General features: G+C 58.9%; 20 protein-coding genes. All 20 read right to left on the reverse strand.

The window, feature by feature from the left end; all coding sequences use genetic code 11:
- Positions 1-2: 2 nt before the first annotated feature.
- Complete coding sequence (locus MRBLPB4O_RS27595; protein WP_012274906.1) at positions 3-779, reverse strand: DeoR family transcriptional regulator; 777 nt, start codon at positions 777-779, stop codon at positions 3-5.
- A 190-nt stretch (positions 780-969) separates the two neighbouring features.
- Positions 970-2337, reverse strand: coding sequence for a bifunctional UDP-N-acetylglucosamine diphosphorylase/glucosamine-1-phosphate N-acetyltransferase GlmU (glmU, locus tag MRBLPB4O_RS27600; protein ID WP_043199910.1), 1368 nt, complete (start codon positions 2335-2337; stop codon positions 970-972).
- Positions 2338-2458: 121 nt separating this feature from the next.
- The gene (locus tag MRBLPB4O_RS27605; protein WP_041167946.1) at positions 2459-2878 is read right to left on the reverse strand and encodes a F0F1 ATP synthase subunit epsilon; all 420 of its coding nucleotides are present in this window, start codon (positions 2876-2878) and stop codon (positions 2459-2461) included.
- Positions 2879-2921: 43 nt separating this feature from the next.
- The gene (atpD, locus tag MRBLPB4O_RS27610; RefSeq protein ID WP_016502294.1) at positions 2922-4298 is read right to left on the reverse strand and encodes a F0F1 ATP synthase subunit beta; all 1377 of its coding nucleotides are present in this window, start codon (positions 4296-4298) and stop codon (positions 2922-2924) included.
- A 27-nt stretch (positions 4299-4325) separates the two neighbouring features.
- Positions 4326-5186, reverse strand: a complete 861-nt coding sequence (gene atpG / locus MRBLPB4O_RS27615; RefSeq protein WP_016502295.1) for a F0F1 ATP synthase subunit gamma — start codon at positions 5184-5186, stop codon at positions 4326-4328.
- A 48-nt stretch (positions 5187-5234) separates the two neighbouring features.
- Positions 5235-6779, reverse strand: coding sequence for a F0F1 ATP synthase subunit alpha (gene atpA, locus MRBLPB4O_RS27620; RefSeq protein ID WP_012274911.1), 1545 nt, complete (start codon positions 6777-6779; stop codon positions 5235-5237).
- A 21-nt stretch (positions 6780-6800) separates the two neighbouring features.
- Positions 6801-7337, reverse strand: a complete 537-nt coding sequence (locus MRBLPB4O_RS27625; protein WP_003253191.1) for a F0F1 ATP synthase subunit delta — start codon at positions 7335-7337, stop codon at positions 6801-6803.
- A 12-nt stretch (positions 7338-7349) separates the two neighbouring features.
- Complete coding sequence (locus MRBLPB4O_RS27630; RefSeq protein WP_003253189.1) at positions 7350-7820, reverse strand: F0F1 ATP synthase subunit B; 471 nt, start codon at positions 7818-7820, stop codon at positions 7350-7352.
- A gap of 56 nt (positions 7821-7876) precedes the next feature.
- Positions 7877-8134, reverse strand: coding sequence for a F0F1 ATP synthase subunit C (atpE, locus tag MRBLPB4O_RS27635; protein ID WP_003097235.1), 258 nt, complete (start codon positions 8132-8134; stop codon positions 7877-7879).
- A 142-nt stretch (positions 8135-8276) separates the two neighbouring features.
- Entirely contained in the window at positions 8277-9146 is an 870-nt protein-coding gene (gene atpB / locus MRBLPB4O_RS27640) for a F0F1 ATP synthase subunit A (protein ID WP_016489912.1), read from the reverse strand.
- A 16-nt stretch (positions 9147-9162) separates the two neighbouring features.
- A complete protein-coding gene (locus tag MRBLPB4O_RS27645; protein WP_008092225.1) occupies positions 9163-9570 on the reverse strand; it encodes a F0F1 ATP synthase subunit I in 408 nt (135 codons plus the stop codon).
- 148 nt (positions 9571-9718) lie between these two features.
- Positions 9719-10591: a ParB/RepB/Spo0J family partition protein gene (locus MRBLPB4O_RS27650; protein WP_016502296.1), complete on the reverse strand. Its 873-nt coding sequence runs from the start codon at positions 10589-10591 to the stop codon at positions 9719-9721.
- A gap of 9 nt (positions 10592-10600) precedes the next feature.
- Complete coding sequence (locus MRBLPB4O_RS27655) at positions 10601-11392, reverse strand: ParA family protein (RefSeq protein WP_016502297.1); 792 nt, start codon at positions 11390-11392, stop codon at positions 10601-10603.
- Positions 11393-11410: 18 nt separating this feature from the next.
- Positions 11411-12061 carry a 16S rRNA (guanine(527)-N(7))-methyltransferase RsmG gene (gene rsmG, locus MRBLPB4O_RS27660; RefSeq protein ID WP_016502298.1) on the reverse strand — a complete coding sequence of 217 codons (651 nt, stop codon included), beginning with the start codon at positions 12059-12061 and terminating at the stop codon, positions 11411-11413.
- Positions 12058-13950, reverse strand: a complete 1893-nt coding sequence (mnmG, locus tag MRBLPB4O_RS27665; RefSeq protein WP_341797173.1) for a tRNA uridine-5-carboxymethylaminomethyl(34) synthesis enzyme MnmG — start codon at positions 13948-13950, stop codon at positions 12058-12060. The genes rsmG and mnmG overlap by 4 nt, the downstream gene beginning before the upstream one ends.
- 632 nt (positions 13951-14582) lie before the next feature.
- Complete coding sequence (mnmE, locus tag MRBLPB4O_RS27670; protein ID WP_049275249.1) at positions 14583-15953, reverse strand: tRNA uridine-5-carboxymethylaminomethyl(34) synthesis GTPase MnmE; 1371 nt, start codon at positions 15951-15953, stop codon at positions 14583-14585.
- An 88-nt stretch (positions 15954-16041) separates the two neighbouring features.
- Positions 16042-17724, reverse strand: coding sequence for a membrane protein insertase YidC (yidC, locus tag MRBLPB4O_RS27675; protein ID WP_016502301.1), 1683 nt, complete (start codon positions 17722-17724; stop codon positions 16042-16044).
- Between the two features lie 2 nt (positions 17725-17726).
- Positions 17727-17972, reverse strand: a complete 246-nt coding sequence (gene yidD / locus MRBLPB4O_RS27680) for a membrane protein insertion efficiency factor YidD (protein WP_080642832.1) — start codon at positions 17970-17972, stop codon at positions 17727-17729.
- A complete protein-coding gene (gene rnpA / locus MRBLPB4O_RS27685; protein WP_003253166.1) occupies positions 17965-18369 on the reverse strand; it encodes a ribonuclease P protein component in 405 nt (134 codons plus the stop codon). The genes yidD and rnpA overlap by 8 nt, the downstream gene beginning before the upstream one ends.
- A gap of 13 nt (positions 18370-18382) precedes the next feature.
- On the reverse strand, positions 18383-18517 hold the full coding sequence (gene rpmH / locus MRBLPB4O_RS27690; RefSeq protein ID WP_003253163.1) for a 50S ribosomal protein L34: 135 nt from the start codon (positions 18515-18517) through the stop codon (positions 18383-18385).
- Positions 18518-19113 lie beyond the last annotated feature (596 nt).

Below are 19113 nucleotides of genomic sequence, written 5' to 3' on the forward strand. Positions count from 1 at the left end.
TTTTATTGCTCCTGGCTGATCGCGGCGCAGATCAGGTTGATGCCGCGAGCTTGAATTTGTTCGCGTGCCGCTGCGGGCAGGCGTTCGTCTGTAATAAGGGTGTGCACGCTGCCCCAGGGCAGCTCAAGGTTGGGGATCTTGCGCCCCACCTTGTCCGACTCGACCATCACGATCACTTCACGGGCGACTTCGGCCATGACGCGGCTAAGCCCGAGCAGCTCGTTGAAGGTGGTGGTACCCCGGCCCAGGTCGATGCCGTCGGCGCCAATGAACAGCTGATCAAAATCGTAAGAGCGTAATACCTGCTCGGCCACCTGGCCCTGGAACGACTCGGAATGGGGGTCCCAGGTGCCACCGGTCATCAGCAGCACCGGCTCGTGTTCGAGGTCGCAGATGGCTCGGGCCACGTTCAGCGAGTTGGTCATCACCACCAGGCCGGGCTGGCGCCCCAGTTCGGGGATCATGGCTGCCGTGGTGCTGCCGCTGTCGATTATGATGCGCGCATGTTCGCGGATACGCCCGACGGCGGCACGCGCAATGGCCTTCTTGTAGGAAGACACAGGCTGGGCCGGCTCACCGAGCAGTTCTTGCGGCACCGGTACCGCACCGCCATAGCGCCGCAGCAACAGGCCGTTGGTTTCGAGGGCGGCGAGGTCTTTGCGAATGGTCACTTCAGACGTTTCGAAACGCTTGGCCAAGGCGTCCACGCTCACTTCACCCTGCTCGCTGAGCAAAGCCAGGATATTGTGCCGCCGCTGGGGTGTATTTCGTTTCGACATTCGCGCTTAAGTTTCGTTTCGAAAGATAATGGTTGCAATCAAAACCTAAGACGCTCGTTTCGTCAAGCAGTTGCTGCCCTGTGGATAGTTTCGTCAGATTTGGCGCGGTCCTACACCTGTCACCGATCGGCCAATAAAAAAGCCGACTTATTCACATAAGTCGGCTTTTGATCGAACAGCTGTGAATAACTCAGCTCTTCTTGATTTTCTCCGGCCGCTTCCAGCCAGAGATATTGCGCTGGCGCGCACGACCCACAGCCAGGTCGGCGGCTTCAACGGTCTGGGTGATGGTCGAACCGGCTGCGGTGGTCGCGCCGGCCTTGATTTCCACAGGCGCCACCAGCGAGTTGTTCGAGCCGATGAACACGTCCTCGCCCATCACTGTCTTGAACTTGTTGGCGCCATCGTAGTTGCAGGTGATGGTGCCAGCGCCAATATTGGTGCGTGCACCGATTTCAGCATCGCCCAGGTAAGTCAGGTGACCGGCCTTGGCGCCTTCACCCAGGTGGGCGTTTTTCAGTTCGACGAAGTTACCCACATGGGCCTTGGCGTCCAGCACGCTGCCAGGGCGCAAGCGGGCGAACGGGCCGGCATCGCTGCCCTCGCCCATCACGGCGCCTTCAAGGTGGCTGTTGGCCTTGACCACCGCGCCTTTGCGCAGGGTGGTGTTCTTGATGACGCAGTTAGGGCCGATTTGCACATCGTCCTCGATGACCACTTTGCCTTCGAGAATCACGTTGATGTCGATCAGCACATCACGACCAACGGTCACTTCCCCCCGTACATCGAAGCGCGCCGGGTCCCGCAGGGTCACACCCTGGGCCATCAGGCGGCGGCCTTCACGCAGCTGGTAGTGACGCTCCAGCTCGGACAGCTGACGACGATCGTTGGCGCCCTGCACTTCCATCGGGTCATGTGGCTGTTCAGTGGCTACCACCAGGCCGTCGGCCACTGCCATGGCGATGACGTCGGTCAGGTAGTACTCGCCTTGGGCGTTGTTGTTCGACAGGCGGCCCATCCAGTCGGCCAGGCGCGCGGCTGGCAGGGCCAGAATACCGGTGTTGCCTTCCTTGATCGCTTTCTGCGCGTCGTTGGCGTCCTTGTGCTCAACGATGGCAGTCACCTGGCCTTGCTCGTCACGCACGATGCGGCCATAGCCGGTCGGGTCGTCAAGCGTGACCGTAAGCAGGCCCAGCTGCTGGTCATTGGCCTTGGCCAACAGACGTTGCAGGGTCTCCACTTCGATCAACGGTACATCACCGTACAGCACCAGCACGGTGTCGGCGGTCACGGCCGGCAGTGCCTGGGCTACCGCATGGCCGGTACCCAACTGTTTTTCCTGCATGACGAAGTTCAGGTCGTCAGCGGCCAGGCGCTCGCGAACCAGCTCGGCACCATGACCAATGACCACGTGAATACCTTGCGGCTGCAGCTGGCGCGCGCTGTGGATAACATGGCCGAGCATGGAGTTGCCGGCTACCGGGTGCAGCACCTTGGGCAGCGCCGAACGCATACGGGTGCCTTGGCCGGCGGCGAGAATAACGATATCGAGTGACATTACTGGCTACCAATCCTGGGCGGTCAGTGAAAGACCGGGGGGAGAAAAATCAGAAAAAGAAAAAGGGTAGCCGAGGCTACCCTTTTACTCAATCGCAACAGAAGTTATCAGCCGAGGCCGATTACTTGCCTTTGCGCATTTGCTGGACGGTACGCAGCTGGGCTGCGGCCTCGGCCAGACGTGCGGCGGCGGCACTGTAGTCGAAGTCCGCGCCTTTCAGATTCAGGGCGTTCTCGGCAGCCTTGAGGGCTTCCTGAGCTTGCGCTTCATCCAGGTCTGCAGCACGTTGCACGGTATCGGCAAGCACCTTGACCATGTTCGGCTGAACCTCGAGGAAACCACCAGAGATGTAGAACACCTCTTGGGCGCCACCCTGCTTGGTCAGCGTAATCGGACCTGGCTTCAGATTGGTGATCAGCGGCGCGTGGCCTGGAGCGATACCAAGATCACCCAGGTTACCGTGCGCAACCACCATCTCGACCAGACCGGAGAAAATTTCTCCTTCCGCGCTGACGATATCGCAATGGACTGTCATAGCCATCTGCTTGCCTCAACCTGATAGCGCCCCTTGCGGGGCGCAGGAATTACAGTTTCTTGGCTTTCTCGATCGCTTCGTCGATGCTGCCGACCATGTAGAACGCTTGTTCTGGCAGGTGGTCGTAGTCACCTTTGAGGATGCCGCTGAAGCCAGCGATGGTGTCTTTCAGGGAAACGTACTTGCCTGGCGAACCGGTGAAGACTTCGGCCACGAAGAACGGCTGCGACAGGAAGCGCTGGATCTTACGAGCGCGGGCTACCAGTTGCTTGTCGGTCTCGGACAGTTCGTCCATACCCAGGATCGCAATGATGTCCTTCAGCTCTTTGTAGCGCTGCAGAACATACTGAACGCCACGAGCGGTGTCGTAGTGCTCGTTGCCGATCACGTTCGGGTCCAGCTGGCGCGAAGTCGAGTCCAGTGGATCGACCGCTGGGTAGATACCCAGGGAGGCGATGTCACGGGACAGAACGACGGTGGCGTCCAAGTGGGCGAAGGTGGTCGCTGGCGACGGGTCGGTCAAGTCGTCCGCAGGTACGTATACAGCCTGAACGGAGGTGATCGAACCTTCCTTGGTGGAGGTGATGCGCTCTTGCAGAACGCCCATCTCTTCAGCCAGGGTCGGCTGGTAACCTACTGCCGAAGGCATACGGCCCAGCAGTGCGGATACTTCGGTACCGGCCAGGGTGTAACGATAGATGTTGTCGACGAACAGCAGAACGTCGTTACCTTCGTCACGGAACTTCTCAGCCATGGTCAGGCCGGTCAGCGCTACGCGCAGACGGTTTCCTGGTGGCTCGTTCATCTGACCGTAGACCAGTGCTACTTTGTCGAGAACGTTGGAGTCCTTCATCTCGTGGTAGAAGTCGTTACCCTCACGAGTACGCTCACCCACACCAGCGAACACGGAGTAACCGCTGTGTTCCATGGCGATGTTACGGATCAGTTCCATCATGTTTACGGTCTTGCCGACACCGGCACCACCGAACAGACCAACTTTACCACCCTTGGCGAACGGGCAAACCAGGTCGATAACCTTGATGCCGGTTTCCAGCAGGTCGTTGCCGCCTGCCTGGTCAGCGAACGAAGGCGCTGGCTGGTGGATACCGCGACGCTCTTCTTCACCGATCGGGCCGGCTTCGTCGATCGGGTTGCCCAGTACGTCCATGATACGGCCCAGGGTGGCCTTACCAACAGGAACGGAAATGGCAGCGCCGGAGTCAACGACTTCCAGACCGCGCTTCAGGCCTTCGGTGGAGCCCATCGCAATGGTACGAACCACGCCGTCGCCCAGCTGCTGCTGAACTTCCAGGGTGGTTTCCGCGCCTTGTACTTTCAGCGCGTTGTATACACTCGGCACGACATCACGTGGGAATTCCACGTCGATGACGGCGCCGATGATTTGAACGATACGTCCGCTACTCATAGCTGGATCCTCTGAATTTTTGAACCGTTAAACCGCGGCAGCGCCGCCGACGATTTCCGAGATCTCCTGGGTGATCGCAGCCTGACGCGCCTTGTTGTAGATCAACTGAAGCTCTTTGATCAAATCACCGGCGTTGTCTGTGGCGTTCTTCATGGCGATCATCCGGGCCGCTTGTTCAGCAGCGTTGTTCTCGACCACCGCCTGGTATACCTGCGACTCCACGTAACGCACCATCAAGCCGTCCAGCAGCTCTTTTGCGTCGGGTTCGTACAGGTAATCCCAGTGATGCTTGAGATCCTGATCCGGGGTTGCCACCAACGGTACCAATTGCTCGACCGTTGGCTTCTGGGTCATGGTGTTGATGAACTTGTTCGAAACCACGGAGAGGCGATCGATACGGCCGTCCAGGTAGGCGTCCAGCATCACTTTGACGGAGCCGATCAGATCGTTGATCGATGGCTCTTCGCCCAAGTGGCTGATCGCTGCTACGACGTTGCCGCCAAAGATGCGGAAGAAAGTCGCACCCTTGCTGCCGATCACGCACAGGTCGATTTCCACGCCCTGTTCGCGGTTTGCGCTCATGTCCTTGACCAAGGCCTTGAACAGGTTGGTATTCAAGCCACCGCACAGACCACGGTCACTGCTCACCACGATATAACCGGCGCGCTTTACAGGGCGCTCGATCATGAACGGGTGGCGGTATTCCGGGTTGGCGTTGGCCAGATGACCGATCACCTGGCGGATACGCTCCGCGTAAGGACGGCTAGCAGCCATGCGCATTTGTGCCCTGCGCATCTTGCTGACCGCCACTTTCTCCATGGCGCTGGTAATTTTTTGCGTGCTTTTGATGCTCGCAATCTTACTGCGAATCTCTTTTGCGCCTGCCATGTATCACCTATCAGGTTAGCAAGCGGGGGCCAGGGTCCCCGCTGCGGCTTACCAGGTCTGGGTGGCCTTGAACTTCTCGATACCGGCTTTCAGGCCTGCGTCGATTTCGTCGTTGAAGTCACCCTTCACGTTGATCTTCGCCATCAGTTCAGCGTGATCACGGTTGAAGAAGGCGATCAGTGCTTGCTCGAAGCTGCCGATCTTGGAGACTTCTACGTCGGTCAGGAAGCCACGCTCAGCGGCGTACAGCGACAGTGCCATGTCCGCGATGGACATTGGCGCGTACTGTTTCTGCTTCATCAGCTCGGTAACGCGCTGACCATGCTCCAGCTGCTTGCGGGTCGCTTCGTCCAGATCGGACGCGAACTGGGCGAATGCAGCCAGTTCACGGTACTGAGCCAGCGCGGTACGAATACCACCGGACAGCTTCTTGATGATCTTGGTCTGAGCGGCACCACCTACGCGGGATACCGAAACACCGGCGTTCACTGCAGGGCGGATGCCCGAGTTGAACATGGCCGATTCCAGGAAGATCTGACCGTCGGTGATGGAAATCACGTTGGTCGGAACGAACGCGGAAACGTCGCCAGCCTGGGTTTCGATGATCGGCAGAGCGGTCAGGGAACCGGTTTTGCCAGTGACAGCACCGTTGGTGAACTTCTCGACGTACTCTTCCGAAACGCGCGATGCACGCTCCAGCAGACGGGAGTGGAGATAGAACACGTCGCCTGGGTACGCTTCACGTCCTGGTGGACGGCGCAGCAGCAGGGAGATCTGACGGTAGGCAACGGCCTGCTTGGACAGGTCATCGTAAACGATCAGAGCGTCTTCACCGCGGTCACGGAAGAACTCGCCCATGGTGCAACCGGCGTATGGCGCCAGGAATTGCAGTGCGGCGGATTCCGAAGCACTGGCAACAACCACGATGGTGTTGGCCAGGGCGCCGTTTTCTTCCAGCTTGCGAACGATGTTGGCAACGGTGGAACGCTTCTGGCCGACAGCTACATAAACACAGAAAATACCGGAGTCTTTCTGGTTGATGATGGCGTCGATGGCCATGGCGGTCTTGCCGATCTGACGGTCGCCAATGATCAGCTCACGCTGGCCACGGCCGACAGGGATCATGGCGTCGACGGATTTGTAGCCAGTCTGTACAGGCTGGTCTACCGACTTACGCCAGATCACGCCTGGAGCTACTTTCTCGACCGCGTCGGTCTGGGTGTTGCCCAGAGGACCTTTGCCGTCGATCGGGTTGCCCAGTGCGTCGACGACGCGACCCAGCAGTTCCTTACCAACCGGAACTTCCAGGATGCGGCCGGTGCACTTGGCGCTCATGCCTTCGGCGAGGGTGTCGTAGGCACCCAGGATCACTGCACCTACGGAGTCTTGCTCCAGGTTCAGGGCCATGCCGTAGACGCCGCCCGGGAACTCGATCATTTCGCCGTACATGACGTCGGCCAGACCGTGGATCCGCACGATACCGTCGGAAACCGAAACAACGGTACCTTCGTTACGGGCTTGGGAGCTCACATCGAGGTTGTCGATGCGGCCCTTGATGATTTCACTAATTTCGGAAGGATTGAGTTGCTGCATTGCTCTGCTGCCCCTTCAAACTCAAGATTTCAATGCTTCGGCCAGTTTCGCGATTTTGCCGCGAACAGAGCCATCGATTACCAGGTCACCAGCGCGGATGACGACGCCGCCAATCAGGCTGGCATCCTCCGACGCGTGCAGGCGCACTTCCTGGCCTAACCGTGCACTGAGAACCTTGGCGAGTTTGTCTTGCTGTTCTTGGTTCAACGCGAAGGCACTGGTGACTTCCACGTCCACGGATTTCTCTTGCTCGGCCTTGTACAGGTCAAACAGAGCGGCAATCTCCGGCAGAAGCAGGAGACGGTCGTTTTCCGCGGCAACATGAATGAAATTCTGTGCCTGTGCATTGAACTTGTCACCGCACACGTCAATGAACGTGGCGGCCTTTTCTGCGCTCGTCAGTCGCGGGGCCTTGAGCAGGCGCTGCATGGTGTCGTCTTGCGACACCGCAGCAGCCAGGCCGAGCATGGCTGACCAATTGGCCAGTTGCTGATGGGCCTGGGCATGCTCAAAGGCAGCCTTAGCGTAAGGTCGGGCCAACGTGGTCAGTTCTGCCATGATCGCCCTCGCTTAAATTTCAGCGGCCAGTTTGTTAACCAGCTCCGCATGCGCGTTTTGATCGATTGTGGCGCCAAGGATCTTTTCAGCACCGCCAACGGCCAGAGCACCCACTTGGGCACGCAGGGCGTCTTTAGCGCTGTTCAGTTCCTGTTCGATCTCGGCCAGAGCCTGAGCCTTCACACGGTCAGCTTCGACGCGGGCCTGTTCACGGGCTTCCTCGACAAGCTGAGCAGCGCGTTTCTTGCTTTGCTCAATGATTTCGGCTGCCTGTGCTTTAGCTTCACGCAGTTGCTGACCCGCTTTCTCTTGGGCCAGCTCCAGGTCGCGAGCTGCGCGGTTGGCAGCGTCCAAACCGTCGGCAATCTTCTTTTGGCGCTCTTGCAGAGCAGTGATGACCGGAGGCCATACGTACTTCATGCAGAAGAGTACAAAAATCAGGAAAGCAACGGATTGGCCAATCAGGGTTGCATTAATGTTCACGCCAACACCTCGCTCGGTCTTAATTCATACAGCCATCAACTCGTGGTGACGAGTGATTAGCCGGCGATCTGACCAACGAACGGATTCGCGAAGGTGAAGAACAGAGCGATACCAACACCGATCATGGTTACGGCGTCGAGCAGACCGGCAACGATGAACATTTTGACCTGCAGCATCGGAACCATTTCTGGTTGACGAGCAGCGCCTTCCAGGAATTTGCCGCCCAGCAGGCCGAAACCAATGGCGGTACCCAGAGCACCCAGGCCGATCAGCAGAGCAACAGCGATAGCGGTCAGACCAACTACAGTTTCCATCTTTCCTCCCGACTTTTACGTCGTATTGGTTAGGTTTTTAGTTTGAAGCGGTAAAACAAATCGTGAGTACAGCTGCCCTTGCGGACTTTTTAAGCCCTCCCCCCGAACAGGCGGGGAAGGCTATCAGACACGCCAGGCGGTCTTAATGGTTATCTTCGTGCGCCATCGACAGGTAGACGATGGTCAGCATCATGAAGATGAAAGCTTGCAGGGTGATGATCAGGATGTGGAACACAGCCCACGCCCATTGCAGCACCACACCCAGGCCGCTGAGCCACAGCAGGCCGGAGCCGAACATGACCGCGATCAGGATGAACACCAGTTCGCCGGCATACATGTTGCCGAACAGACGCAGTGCCAGCGAGATCGGTTTGGCGATCAGGGTGACGAATTCGAGCAGGAAGTTGACCGGAATCAGCAGGATCTGCACGAAAATGTTCTTGCTGCCGAACGGGTGCAGGGTCAGTTCACCGATGAAGCCGCCCAGGCCCTTGACCTTGATGCTGTAGAAGATGATCAGGGCGAACACGCTGAAGGCCATGGCCAGGGTCGCGTTCGGGTCGGTGGTCGACACGGCGCGGAACGGAATGTGCGGATCACCGGAAATCAGGATGGCGAGCTGAGGAATCCAGTCGACCGGTACCAGGTCGACGGCGTTCATCAGGAATACCCAGACGAAGATGGTCAGTGCCAGCGGTGCGATTACCGGGCTACGGCCGTGGAAGGAGTCCTTCACGCTGCCGTTGACGAAATCGACCATCACTTCCACGAAGTTCTGCAGACCGCCAGGCTGGCCGGAAGTCGCCTTCTTTGCCGCCATGCGGAAAATGAACAGGAAGATCAGACCCAGCGCGACGGACCAACCCAGGGTGTCCAGGTGGAACGCCCAGAAGCCCATTGCCTTGGCTTCTGCAGCCGAATGGGCAAAGCCCCAGCTGCCGTCTGGTAGTTGACCGTAGGTCAGGTTCTGCAAGTGGTGCTGGATATAGCCCGAAGCGGTTTCTGCTGCCATGGTTGCCTCAAACGCCCTAAGGTCTCGAAAGTCTTTTATTCATCAGCAGGGGCGCGAACCAGCTGACCAAAAGGGTCAACACGAAGACGCCGAATACTGCTAACGGCGCCAGTGGCTTCACTCCTGCGAAGGTCAGTGCAAAAAGCACTGCCGTCAAAATCATCTTGCCTGCCTCGCCAGCGTAGAACGACTTGACGATGGCTTGTGCTGCCCGAGCTCCGCTGAAGCGAAAAGCCTTCCAGGCGAAATACACATTGGGCAGCCACGCAATCAAACCTCCGCAAAGGCCTGAATATCCACTGACCGCCCCTTTCCACTGCCACAACACCAGGGTTGCCAGCAGCAGTACGACGAATTGAGCCAGCAGTACCGGAAAAACCGCCCAGCGATGGAAAGGCAGGCGGTTTGGCGTGCGGATTTCCATCACAACTGCTCCTCGTAAGTCGACCAACAAGTCAGCTATGACTTGGCATAATTTGTGCCGACAAAATGCGCGCAGAGTATAGGGGTGGATTAACCCCTATTCAACTCTTCGTAGTGATTTCCGACTGCGCGCTACAACAGGAATTGTTTCAGCGGATGTGAGCAAGCACGCCTTGCAACTCGTCAAGCGAGTTGTAACGAATAACCAACTGGCCCTTGCCCTTGTTCCCATGACGGATCTGGACGGCCGATCCCAGCCGCTCTGCGAGCCGCTGTTCAAGGCGTGCGATATCCGGATCAGGTTTGCTTGGTTCGACCGGATCAGGCTTGTCACTGAGCCACTGACGAACCAGTGCCTCGGTTTGGCGCACGGTGAGACCACGTGCGACAACATGACGCGCCCCCTCCTCCTGACGGTTTTCGTCCAGGCCGAGCAATGCGCGTGCGTGGCCCATCTCCAGGTCACCGTGGGCGAGCATGGTCTTGATCGCCTCCGGCAAGGTGATCAGGCGCAGCAGGTTGGCCACGGTGACCCGCGACTTGCCCACGGCGTCGGCCACCTGTTGCTGGGTGAGCTCGAATTCCTGCTGCAGACGCTGCAGGGCCATGGCCTCTTCCAGCGGGTTGAGGTCTTCGCGCTGGATGTTCTCGATCAGCGCCATGGCAATGGCGGCTTCATCGGGCACTTCGCGGACCATGGCCGGGATCGTGTCCAGGCCGGCCTGCTGGGTCGCGCGCCAGCGGCGCTCACCGGCGATGATCTCGAAGCGGTTGTCGCCAATCGGGCGGACCACGATCGGTTGCATGACGCCATGGCTGCGAATCGAATGCGCGAGCTCTTCCAGCGCCTCCGGGTCCATGTCCCGACGCGGCTGGTACTTGCCACGCTGGATCAGCTCGACCGGCAGGTGTTGCAGTTCTTTCTGGTCGATCTTCACAGCCTGCTCTTCGAGCGCGCTGACGGAAGGACCACTGAGCAGTGCATCCAACCCACGTCCGAGACCCCGTTTCTTGACGGCCATACGGATTCCTTAAGTTGTTTGTGCAGTGCGTGATGGACGGCGCTGACGGCGAACCAGTTCCCCGGCCAGGGCCAGATAAGCCAGCGCGCCGCGCGATTGCTTGTCGTAGGCCAAGGCCGGCATGCCGAAGCTGGGGGCCTCGGCCAGGCGAATATTGCGCGGAATGACCGTGTCGTACAGCTGCGGGCCAAAGTGTTCCTTCAGCTGCGCCGAAACATCGTTGTTCAGGCTCAGGCGAGGATCGTACATGGTCCGCAGCAAGCCCTCGATCTTCAGCTCCGGGTTCAACCGGGCGGCGATGCGCTTGATGTTATCCACAAGGTCGCTGAGGCCTTCCAGTGCGTAGTACTCGCACTGCATGGGGATGATCACGCCATCGGAAGCGACCAGGGCGTTAAGCGTGAGCATCGACAGCGACGGCGGGCAGTCGATGAGGATGTAGTCGTAGTTCTCACGGATGGGCGCCAGTGCGTTGCGCAGACGGCTCTCCTTGACCTGCATTTCCAGCAGCACCACCTCGGCGGCGGTCAGGTCGCGGTTGGCCGGCAGCAACTGGAACCCACCGTGCTCGGAGTAATGCATGGCCTGGGCCAGGTCGCATTCCCCGATCAGCAGGTCGTAGACCGAGTGCTCGAGCTCGTGCTTGTCCACACCGCTGCCCATGGTGGCGTTGCCCTGCGGATCGAGGTCGATCAGCAGCACACGACGCTTGGTCGCGGCCAGCGAGGCGGCGAGATTGATACAGGTGGTGGTCTTGCCTACACCACCTTTCTGGTTCGCGATTGCGAATACCTTAGCCATTGATGCGCGTGTTCCCAGTCATGCCTTGCGGCGCAGTATCAGCAGATGGCGCTGGCCCTGGCAACCTGGAACGGTCAGGGCCTGTTCGCTTTCCACTGTGAAGTCTGCGGGCAATGCTACCAGTTCATCGGCAGGATGCAGCCCCTTCATTGCAAGCCATTGCGTCCCGGTGTCGCCCAGATGGCGGGTCCAGTTGGTGAAGTTCTCCATGCTGCTGAAAGCGCGGGAGATGATTCCGTCGAACGGCTGCGCCGGCTGGAAGGCTTCGACCCGGCTGTGGATAACCGTGAGGTTGTCCAGTTTGAGCTCCATTTTCACCTGGGTCAGGAAGCGGGTCTTCTTGCCGTTGGAGTCCAGCACCGTCACGCGCTTGTGCGGATGCAGGATAGCCAACGGAATACCCGGCATGCCACCGCCACTGCCGACATCCAGCCAGTTGTCACGCTCGCTGTGGATAAACGCCATGACGCTCAGGCTGTCGAGCAGATGGCGCGACACCATCTCGTCCGGGTCGCGCACGGCCGTGAGGTTGTAGGCTTTGTTCCATTTGATCAACAGGGCCAGGTAGCCAAGCAGTTTCTCGTGCTGCTCGGCGCTCAGCTCGACACCGAGCTGGCGCGCGCCTGTGGACAACTCTTCAGCGTGTTGCGGGGTGACCAGGGAACTCAAGCGCTTTGCTCCAATTCGCGGCCAGCGCCGCGTTTTTTCAAGTAAATCAGCAACAGGGAAATCGCCGCCGGGGTCACGCCTGGGATGCGCGAAGCCTGGCCCAGGGTTTCCGGGCGGGTCTGGCCAAGCTTGCCCTGGATCTCCTTGGAAAGGCCGGAAATCGTCGTGTAGTCGATATCCACAGGCAGGCGGGTGTCTTCGCTGGCGCGCAGGCGAGCGATTTCATCCTGCTGGCGGTCGATGTAGCCCGCGTACTTGGTGCGGATCTCGACCTGCTCAGCGACCTGTGGATCGATCGCGTCACCGCCGGTCGCCTCGATCAGCCCGGCGTAGTCGATTTCCGGGCGCGCCAACAGGTTCAGCAGGCTGTATTCGTGGCTGAGCGGCGTGCCGAACTTATCCACAATGGCTTGGCCTTGTTCGGTGTTCGGCCGCACCCAGGTCGACTTCAGGCGCTGTTCCTCACGCTCGATGCCGTCACGCTTGGCGCAGAAGGCGGCCCAGCGCTGATCGTCGATAAGGCCCAGTTCACGGCCTTTCTCGGTCAGGCGCAGGTCGGCGTTGTCTTCGCGCAGGATCAGGCGGTACTCGGCACGTGAGGTGAACATGCGGTACGGCTCCTGGGTACCCAGGGTGATCAGGTCGTCGACCAGTACGCCGATGTAGGCGTCGTCGCGGCGCGGGCACCAGCTTTCGCGGCCCTGTGCGCGCAATGCGGCGTTGGTCCCGGCCAGCAGGCCCTGGGCACCGGCTTCTTCGTAACCGGTGGTGCCGTTGATCTGCCCGGCGAAGAACAGGCCACCGATGACTTTGGTCTCGAGGCTGTACTTGAGGTCACGCGGGTCGAAGTAGTCGTACTCGATGGCGTAGCCCGGGCGGACGATGTGGGCGTTTTCCATGCCGCGGATCGAACGCACCAGCTCCAGCTGCACGTCGAACGGCAGCGAAGTGGAAATACCGTTGGGGTACAGCTCATGGGTGTTCAGGCCTTCAGGCTCGATGAACACCTGGTGGCTTTCCTTGTCGGCGAACCGGTGGATCTTGTCTTCGATCGATGGGCAGTAGCGCGGACCGACGCCTTCGATCACACCCGAGTACATCGGCGAACGATCGAGGTTCGAGGCGATGATCTCGTGGGTACGCGCATTGGTATGGGTAATCCAGCAGCTCACCTGCCGTGGGTGCATTTCGGCATTGCCCATGAAGGACATGACCGGGATCGGCGTATCACCTGGCTGCTCGGTCATCACCGAGAAATCCACAGAGCGCCCATCGATGCGTGGCGGAGTCCCGGTTTTCAGGCGGCCGACGCGCAGCGGCAGTTCACGCATGCGGTGGGCCAGGGCGATCGAGGGTGGATCACCGGCACGGCCACCGGAATGGTTTTGCAGACCAATGTGGATAAGCCCGCCGAGGAAAGTACCAGTGGTCAGTACCACCGATTCGGCGAAGAAACGCAAACCCATCTGGGTAACTACGCCCTTGACCTGGTCCTGCTCGACGATCAGGTCGTCGCAGGACTGCTGGAATATCCACAGGTTCGGCTGGTTTTCCAGGATTTCACGCACCACCGCCTTGTAGATGGCGCGGTCGGCCTGCGCACGGGTGGCGCGTACCGCCGGGCCCTTGCGGTTGTTCAGAACGCGGAACTGGATGCCGCTCTTGTCGGTGGCCAGCGCCATGGCGCCGCCGAGGGCATCGATCTCTTTGACCAGATGGCTTTTGCCAATACCGCCAATGGCGGGGTTGCAGCTCATGTGACCGAGGGTTTCCACGTTATGGGTCAGCAGCAGGGTTTTCACACCCATGCGTGCAGACGCAAGCGCAGCCTCGGTACCGGCATGGCCGCCGCCGATGACGATCACTTCAAAACGGGAAGGGAAATCCACCACGCACCTCGTGCCTGTTTTTGCGAATAGAGAAGGTAAGCCGACAAGTATAGGGACTTCACCCCCTTTAAAGAAACCGTCTGAGCAAATTTTGACCAGTCTGTGGATGAGTGGCAGACAACAGAAATCAACAAGAAGAAATTTATAAAAGCTTTGTTTTTATGTTTATTCTTATGCACAACCATATCTGTGGATAAAGCTCTGTAGGCCTTGAATGGCGCTGTGTAGAAAGAAATTAAACCCTGTGTCTGGAGTGCCATGAGGGCTATGGATAACGTCATTTAGCCTGTGGATGAAATGGCTATTTACCCACAGGCGGATTTCTCCTCAGGAAAAAAGCCTGCTTATCAACTGAGCTGAAGATGGGTTTTCCACAGGGCTCCTGAGCGCAGTTTTCAGGTTGTGGATGAAAAAATACTCAAGTTCGGGACAGATGCGGACAAGGCGACAGCTGGTTTTCCGCAAAAGCGTTGGCCCAGCCATAGAGATCTAGCGGTTGTACTGGCGTCTTCGCGGGCATGCCCGCGCCCACAGGTGCGCTGTTGACCTCACTGTGGTCATCTCCTGCAATGAATTTGAGGCAAAAAAAAGCCGCTCCCGAAGGAGCGGCCTTGGCCTATCGTGGCTGTGGATTACTTGCCGATGCAGAAGCTGGAGAAAATGCGCCCCAGCAGGTCATCCGAGCTGAACGCCCCGGTAATTTCCCCCAGGGCATGCTGTGCCTGGCGCAAGTCTTCTGCCAGCAGCTCTCCCGCGCCCGCCAAGGTCAACTGTGCACGGCCGTGCTCCAGGTGCTCGCTGGCCTGGCGCAAGGCATCCAGGTGCCGCCGGCGGGCACTGAAACCACTCTCCGCCGTCTGTTCGTAACCCATGCATGCCTTCAGATGGTCGCGCAGCAGTTGCAGCCCAGTGTCGTCGCCCTTGGCACTGAGGGTGATGGTCACATGGCCGTCATCGCACTGTTCCAGCGCCACCCGCTCGCCACTCAGGTCGGCCTTGTTGCGAATCAGCGTGACCTTGGCAGGGTCGGGCCGCTGATCGAGAAACTCGGGCCACAAGGCAAACGGGTCGCTGGCCTCGGGCGCGGTGGAGTCGACCACCAGCAACACACGATCGGCCTCGCCAATGGCCTTCAGGGCCCGTTCTACGCCGATCTTTTCCACATGGTCATCGGTATCACGCAAACCGGCGGTATCGACCACGTGCAGCGGCATACCGTCGATGTGGATATGTTCGCGCAGGATGTCCCGTGTGGTGCCGGCGATGTCGGTGACAATGGCGGCTTCCCGACCAGCCAGCTGGTTAAGCAGGCTCGACTTGCCGGCATTCGGCCGCCCGGCGATGACCACCGTCATCCCGTCACGCAGCAGGGCACCCTGCCCGGCCTCACGTTGTACGGTGGATAACTCGCCGCGCACTGCATCGAGCATCGACAGGACGTGGCCATCGGCGAGGAAGTCGATCTCCTCTTCGGGGAAGTCGATTGCTGCCTCGACGTAGATGCGCAGGGCGATAAGCGCCTCGGTCAGGCTGTGCACACGCTTGGAGAATTCCCCCTGCAGTGAGCGCAGGGCGTTACGTGCCGCCTGGCTGGAGCTGGCCTCGATCAGGTCGGCAATGGCTTCGGCCTGGGCCAGGTCGAGCTTGTCGTTGAGGAACGCGCGTTCGCTGAATTCACCCGGGCGGGCCAGACGACAGCCAACTTGTACACAGCGCTGCAGCAGCATGTCCAGGACCACCGGGCCACCGTGGCCTTGGAGTTCGAGCACATCTTCGCCGGTGAACGAGTTCGGCCCCGGGAAGAACAACGCAATCCCCTCGTCAAGCACCAGCCCTTCATCGTCGCGGAACGGGCCGTAATGGGCATGGCGAGGGGTCAGCGTACGACCGGTGATCAACTGCCCGGCCTTGCTGGCCAAAGGGCCGGACAACCTGACAATACCCACACCACCGCGGCCTTGGGCGGTAGCGATGGCGGCGATGGTTTCACGCACAGTGTTCATGCTCGAAAGCCTCTACGACAAAAACGACAGATAGCAAAAACGCCCCACTAGGGGGCGTTTTTTATTCACAGGCTAGCGTACTAGCCCGTCAAGCAGCAGCTTTTTTGGTGGCTGCTTCGATACGGCGAGTGATGTACCACTGCTGCGAAATCGACAGGCAGTTGTTCACAACCCAGTACAGCACCAGACCAGCCGGGAACCACAGGAAGAAGAAGGTGAAGATGATCGGCATCATTTTCATCACCTTGGCCTGCATCGGATCCGGCGGCGTCGGGTTCAGGCGCTGCTGGATGAACATGGTGGCGCCCATGATGATCGGCAGGATGAAGAACGGATCCTTGATCGACAGGTCGGTAATCCACAGCATCCATGGGGCCTGGCGCATTTCTACGCTTTCCAGCAGTACCCAGTACAGGGCCAGGAATACCGGCATCTGCACCAGGATCGGCAGGCAGCCGCCCAGCGGGTTGATCTTCTCTTTCTTGTACAGCTCCATCATCGCCTGGGACATCTTCTGGCGATCGTCACCGAAGCGTTCTTTCAGCGCGGCGAGCTTGGGCGCAACAGCACGCATACGCGCCATGGAGCGGTAGCTGGCAGCCGACAGCGGGAAGAACAGGCCTTTGATCAGCATGGTCAGCACGATGATCGACCAGCCCCAGTTACCCAGCAGGCTGTGGATATGTTGCAGCAGCCAGAAGATTGGCTGGGCGATGAACCACAGGAAGCCGTAGTCGACGGTCAGTTCCAGGCCTGGGGACAACTCTTTCAGCTTGGACTGGATCTTCGGGCCGGCGTACAGCATGGCGCTGGTTTCGACCTTGCCACCAGCAGGGACGCTGAGGGCCGGGCCGGTGTAGCCGATGATGTAGTTGCCCTGGCTGTCCTTGCGAGTCTGGACAACGTTGTTGTCCGACTTGGCCGGAATCCAGGCGGTTACGAAGTAGTGCTGCAGCCATGCAACCCAGCCGCCGGACACATTTTCTTTCAAACTACCTTTGTCGATGTCCTTCATCGAGACCTTTTTGTAAGGCTCGGAAGCTGTCCACAGGGCTGCGCCCAGGTAGGTGGCGGTGCCAGTGGCAGTGCTCGAGGACGGATCGCCGCTGGCGTCGCGCTTGAGCTGGGCAAACATGTTGCCGCTCCAGGCCTGGTCGCTCTGGTTGTCGATCAGGTAGCTGACATTCAGGTCGTACTCACCGCGCTTGAAGCTGAAGCGCTTGATGTAGTTGACTCCGTTGTCGCTGAACTTCAGGTCGACCACAAGTTGTTCCTGGCCGTCGGCCAGCTGGTAGCTCTTCTGCTCGGCGGCATACAGCGGGCGGCCGCTGGCGCGGGCATCCGGGCCGTTGGCACCGGTCAGACCGCTTTGGGCCAGGTAAACACGCTCACCACCGTTGTCGAACAACTGGAACGGAATGTTCGGGTGGTCTTGACGGCGTGGGTACTTCGGCAGGTTCAACTGGACGATGTCACCACCGACCGGATCGATAGCCAGTTCCAGAACGTCGGTCTTGACTCGGATCAGGTCCTTGCTGAGTGCGACCGGTGCCAGTTCGGCAGGGCTCGATTCGGCGTTGGCGCTCGGCACATCGGCGCTGGCGCCGTTGTTACCGGCCGGCACGCCATCGGGCAAGCCCGGCGCAACAGTGCTGGCAGCAGTATTCTGAGTCGGCAGGGCAGCCTGGCCGTAGTCATCGTTCCACTTCAGGACCATGACGTAGGACACGACTGCCAGCGCGGCGATCAGGATCGTGCGTTTAATATCCATGATTACTCGGCTATCGAAGAAGTTCGGGAGGAAGGAGCGGGTGGAACGGGGTCGAAACCGCCGTCATTCCACGGATGACAACGCCCCAGGCGACGAACGGCCAGCCACCCACCACGCCAGACGCCATGGTTTTCGATGGCTTCATAAGCGTAACAGGAGCAACTGGGGAAAAAACGACAGTGGTTGGCCATCAGAGGACTAATGGCGTAACGGTAAAACTGGATCGGAACGAGTGCCAGTTTACGCATCTTGACTGTCTACCCCTGCGGAATTGGCGGTGACTGCTGGAGTTGGCCGGCTGCGCGCCAGACGTTTCCAGAGTTTGCCAAAGTGTTGGTGCAATTCCGGGTTTTCTATCTCACCCAATCCCTTGCGCGCGACGATCACGATGTCCAACCCGGCAAGCAACTGCTGGTTCAGGCGAAAGGAATCGCGCATCAAGCGCTTGAGGCGGTTGCGTTGAACGGCGAGCTTGACGCTCTTCTTGCCGATCACCAGGCCGAGACGAGGGTGATCGAGACCGTTCTCGCGAGCAAGGATCAGCAGGTTTTTCCCTGGAACCTTGCCGGTTGGGGAGTCGAAGACCGCTTTGAAGTGTCGGGGTGTAAGCAGTCGCTTTTCCCGACTGAAGTCCTGACTCACCACCTGTGCCGAAAAATCAAATGGCCAGACGCTTACGGCCTTTGGCACGACGACGCGACAGAACGGCGCGGCCGTTTTTGGTAGCCATACGGGCACGGAAACCGTGGGTGCGGGCGCGCTTGATGGTGCTTGGTTGGAAAGTACGTTTCATGGCGTGTTACCTGGTTTGTCGACGACGGGCCGGGATGGCCCCCTTTTTAAGAGACCGGCGATTCTAGAGAAAGCAAGCCCATAGGTCAATTTCCAACCAGCCTTTCCCTATAGGGCGTGTGATGGACGGTGCTTGCTCGTCCATCCTCGACGGGATGCTTGATCGGACAGACGAATCGGGGACAACATGAAAAAAAAGAAGAGACATATAAAAAGCTTTTCTGAAGAACTTATAGATATTAGGTGGATAACCTTCTGTGGATAACCTTCTGCAGGCCACAAAATTCGCCATGTACAGAGTTTTAAAACTTTGTTCTCAACCGGTGCTGCGCTTGTTTTCATCGTGGTCGAAAGCTGTGGATTAAAATGGTACTTACCCACAGTAGAGTTATCAACAGACTACGACCTAGGGTTGTGCATAGCCCTCATGGTCGCTTATCCACAGGTCTTATGCACAGTGCGGCGAAGTCGTTTTGGTCGATAAATGGCTGTTTTGTCATGGTTCCTAACGTGTCCACATGTGGATAACTGAACGCTCGACCGGTACAATGTCGGATTGTTTTTGCCTCATCCGGCTTTCAAACTCAGGGGATATCC

Origin of the sequence: Pseudomonas sp. LPB4.O (genome assembly GCF_038383825.1) — a bacterium.
In the GTDB taxonomy this organism is placed as follows: domain Bacteria; phylum Pseudomonadota; class Gammaproteobacteria; order Pseudomonadales; family Pseudomonadaceae; genus Aquipseudomonas; species Aquipseudomonas putida.

What these genes read in the sequence shown, in the direction of transcription:
- MRBLPB4O_RS27595 (WP_012274906.1), bottom strand. Translation starts at nt 779, where the DNA reads ATGTCGAAACGAAATACACCCCAGCGGCGGCACAATATCCTGGCTTTG.
- glmU (WP_043199910.1), bottom strand. Translation starts at nt 2,337, where the DNA reads ATGTCACTCGATATCGTTATTCTCGCCGCCGGCCAAGGCACCCGTATG.
- MRBLPB4O_RS27605 (WP_041167946.1), bottom strand. Translation starts at nt 2,878, where the DNA reads ATGGCTATGACAGTCCATTGCGATATCGTCAGCGCGGAAGGAGAAATT.
- atpD (WP_016502294.1), bottom strand. Translation starts at nt 4,298, where the DNA reads ATGAGTAGCGGACGTATCGTTCAAATCATCGGCGCCGTCATCGACGTG.
- atpG (WP_016502295.1), bottom strand. Translation starts at nt 5,186, where the DNA reads ATGGCAGGCGCAAAAGAGATTCGCAGTAAGATTGCGAGCATCAAAAGC.
- atpA (WP_012274911.1), bottom strand. Translation starts at nt 6,779, where the DNA reads ATGCAGCAACTCAATCCTTCCGAAATTAGTGAAATCATCAAGGGCCGC.
- MRBLPB4O_RS27625 (WP_003253191.1), bottom strand. Translation starts at nt 7,337, where the DNA reads ATGGCAGAACTGACCACGTTGGCCCGACCTTACGCTAAGGCTGCCTTT.
- atpE (WP_003097235.1), bottom strand. Translation starts at nt 8,134, where the DNA reads ATGGAAACTGTAGTTGGTCTGACCGCTATCGCTGTTGCTCTGCTGATC.
- atpB (WP_016489912.1), bottom strand. Translation starts at nt 9,146, where the DNA reads ATGGCAGCAGAAACCGCTTCGGGCTATATCCAGCACCACTTGCAGAAC.
- MRBLPB4O_RS27645 (WP_008092225.1), bottom strand. Translation starts at nt 9,570, where the DNA reads ATGGAAATCCGCACGCCAAACCGCCTGCCTTTCCATCGCTGGGCGGTT.
- MRBLPB4O_RS27650 (WP_016502296.1), bottom strand. Translation starts at nt 10,591, where the DNA reads ATGGCCGTCAAGAAACGGGGTCTCGGACGTGGGTTGGATGCACTGCTC.
- MRBLPB4O_RS27655 (WP_016502297.1), bottom strand. Translation starts at nt 11,392, where the DNA reads ATGGCTAAGGTATTCGCAATCGCGAACCAGAAAGGTGGTGTAGGCAAG.
- mnmE (WP_049275249.1), bottom strand. Translation starts at nt 15,953, where the DNA reads ATGAACACTGTGCGTGAAACCATCGCCGCCATCGCTACCGCCCAAGGC.
- yidC (WP_016502301.1), bottom strand. Translation starts at nt 17,724, where the DNA reads ATGGATATTAAACGCACGATCCTGATCGCCGCGCTGGCAGTCGTGTCC.
- yidD (WP_080642832.1), bottom strand. Translation starts at nt 17,972, where the DNA reads ATGCGTAAACTGGCACTCGTTCCGATCCAGTTTTACCGTTACGCCATT.
- rpmH (WP_003253163.1), bottom strand. Translation starts at nt 18,517, where the DNA reads ATGAAACGTACTTTCCAACCAAGCACCATCAAGCGCGCCCGCACCCAC.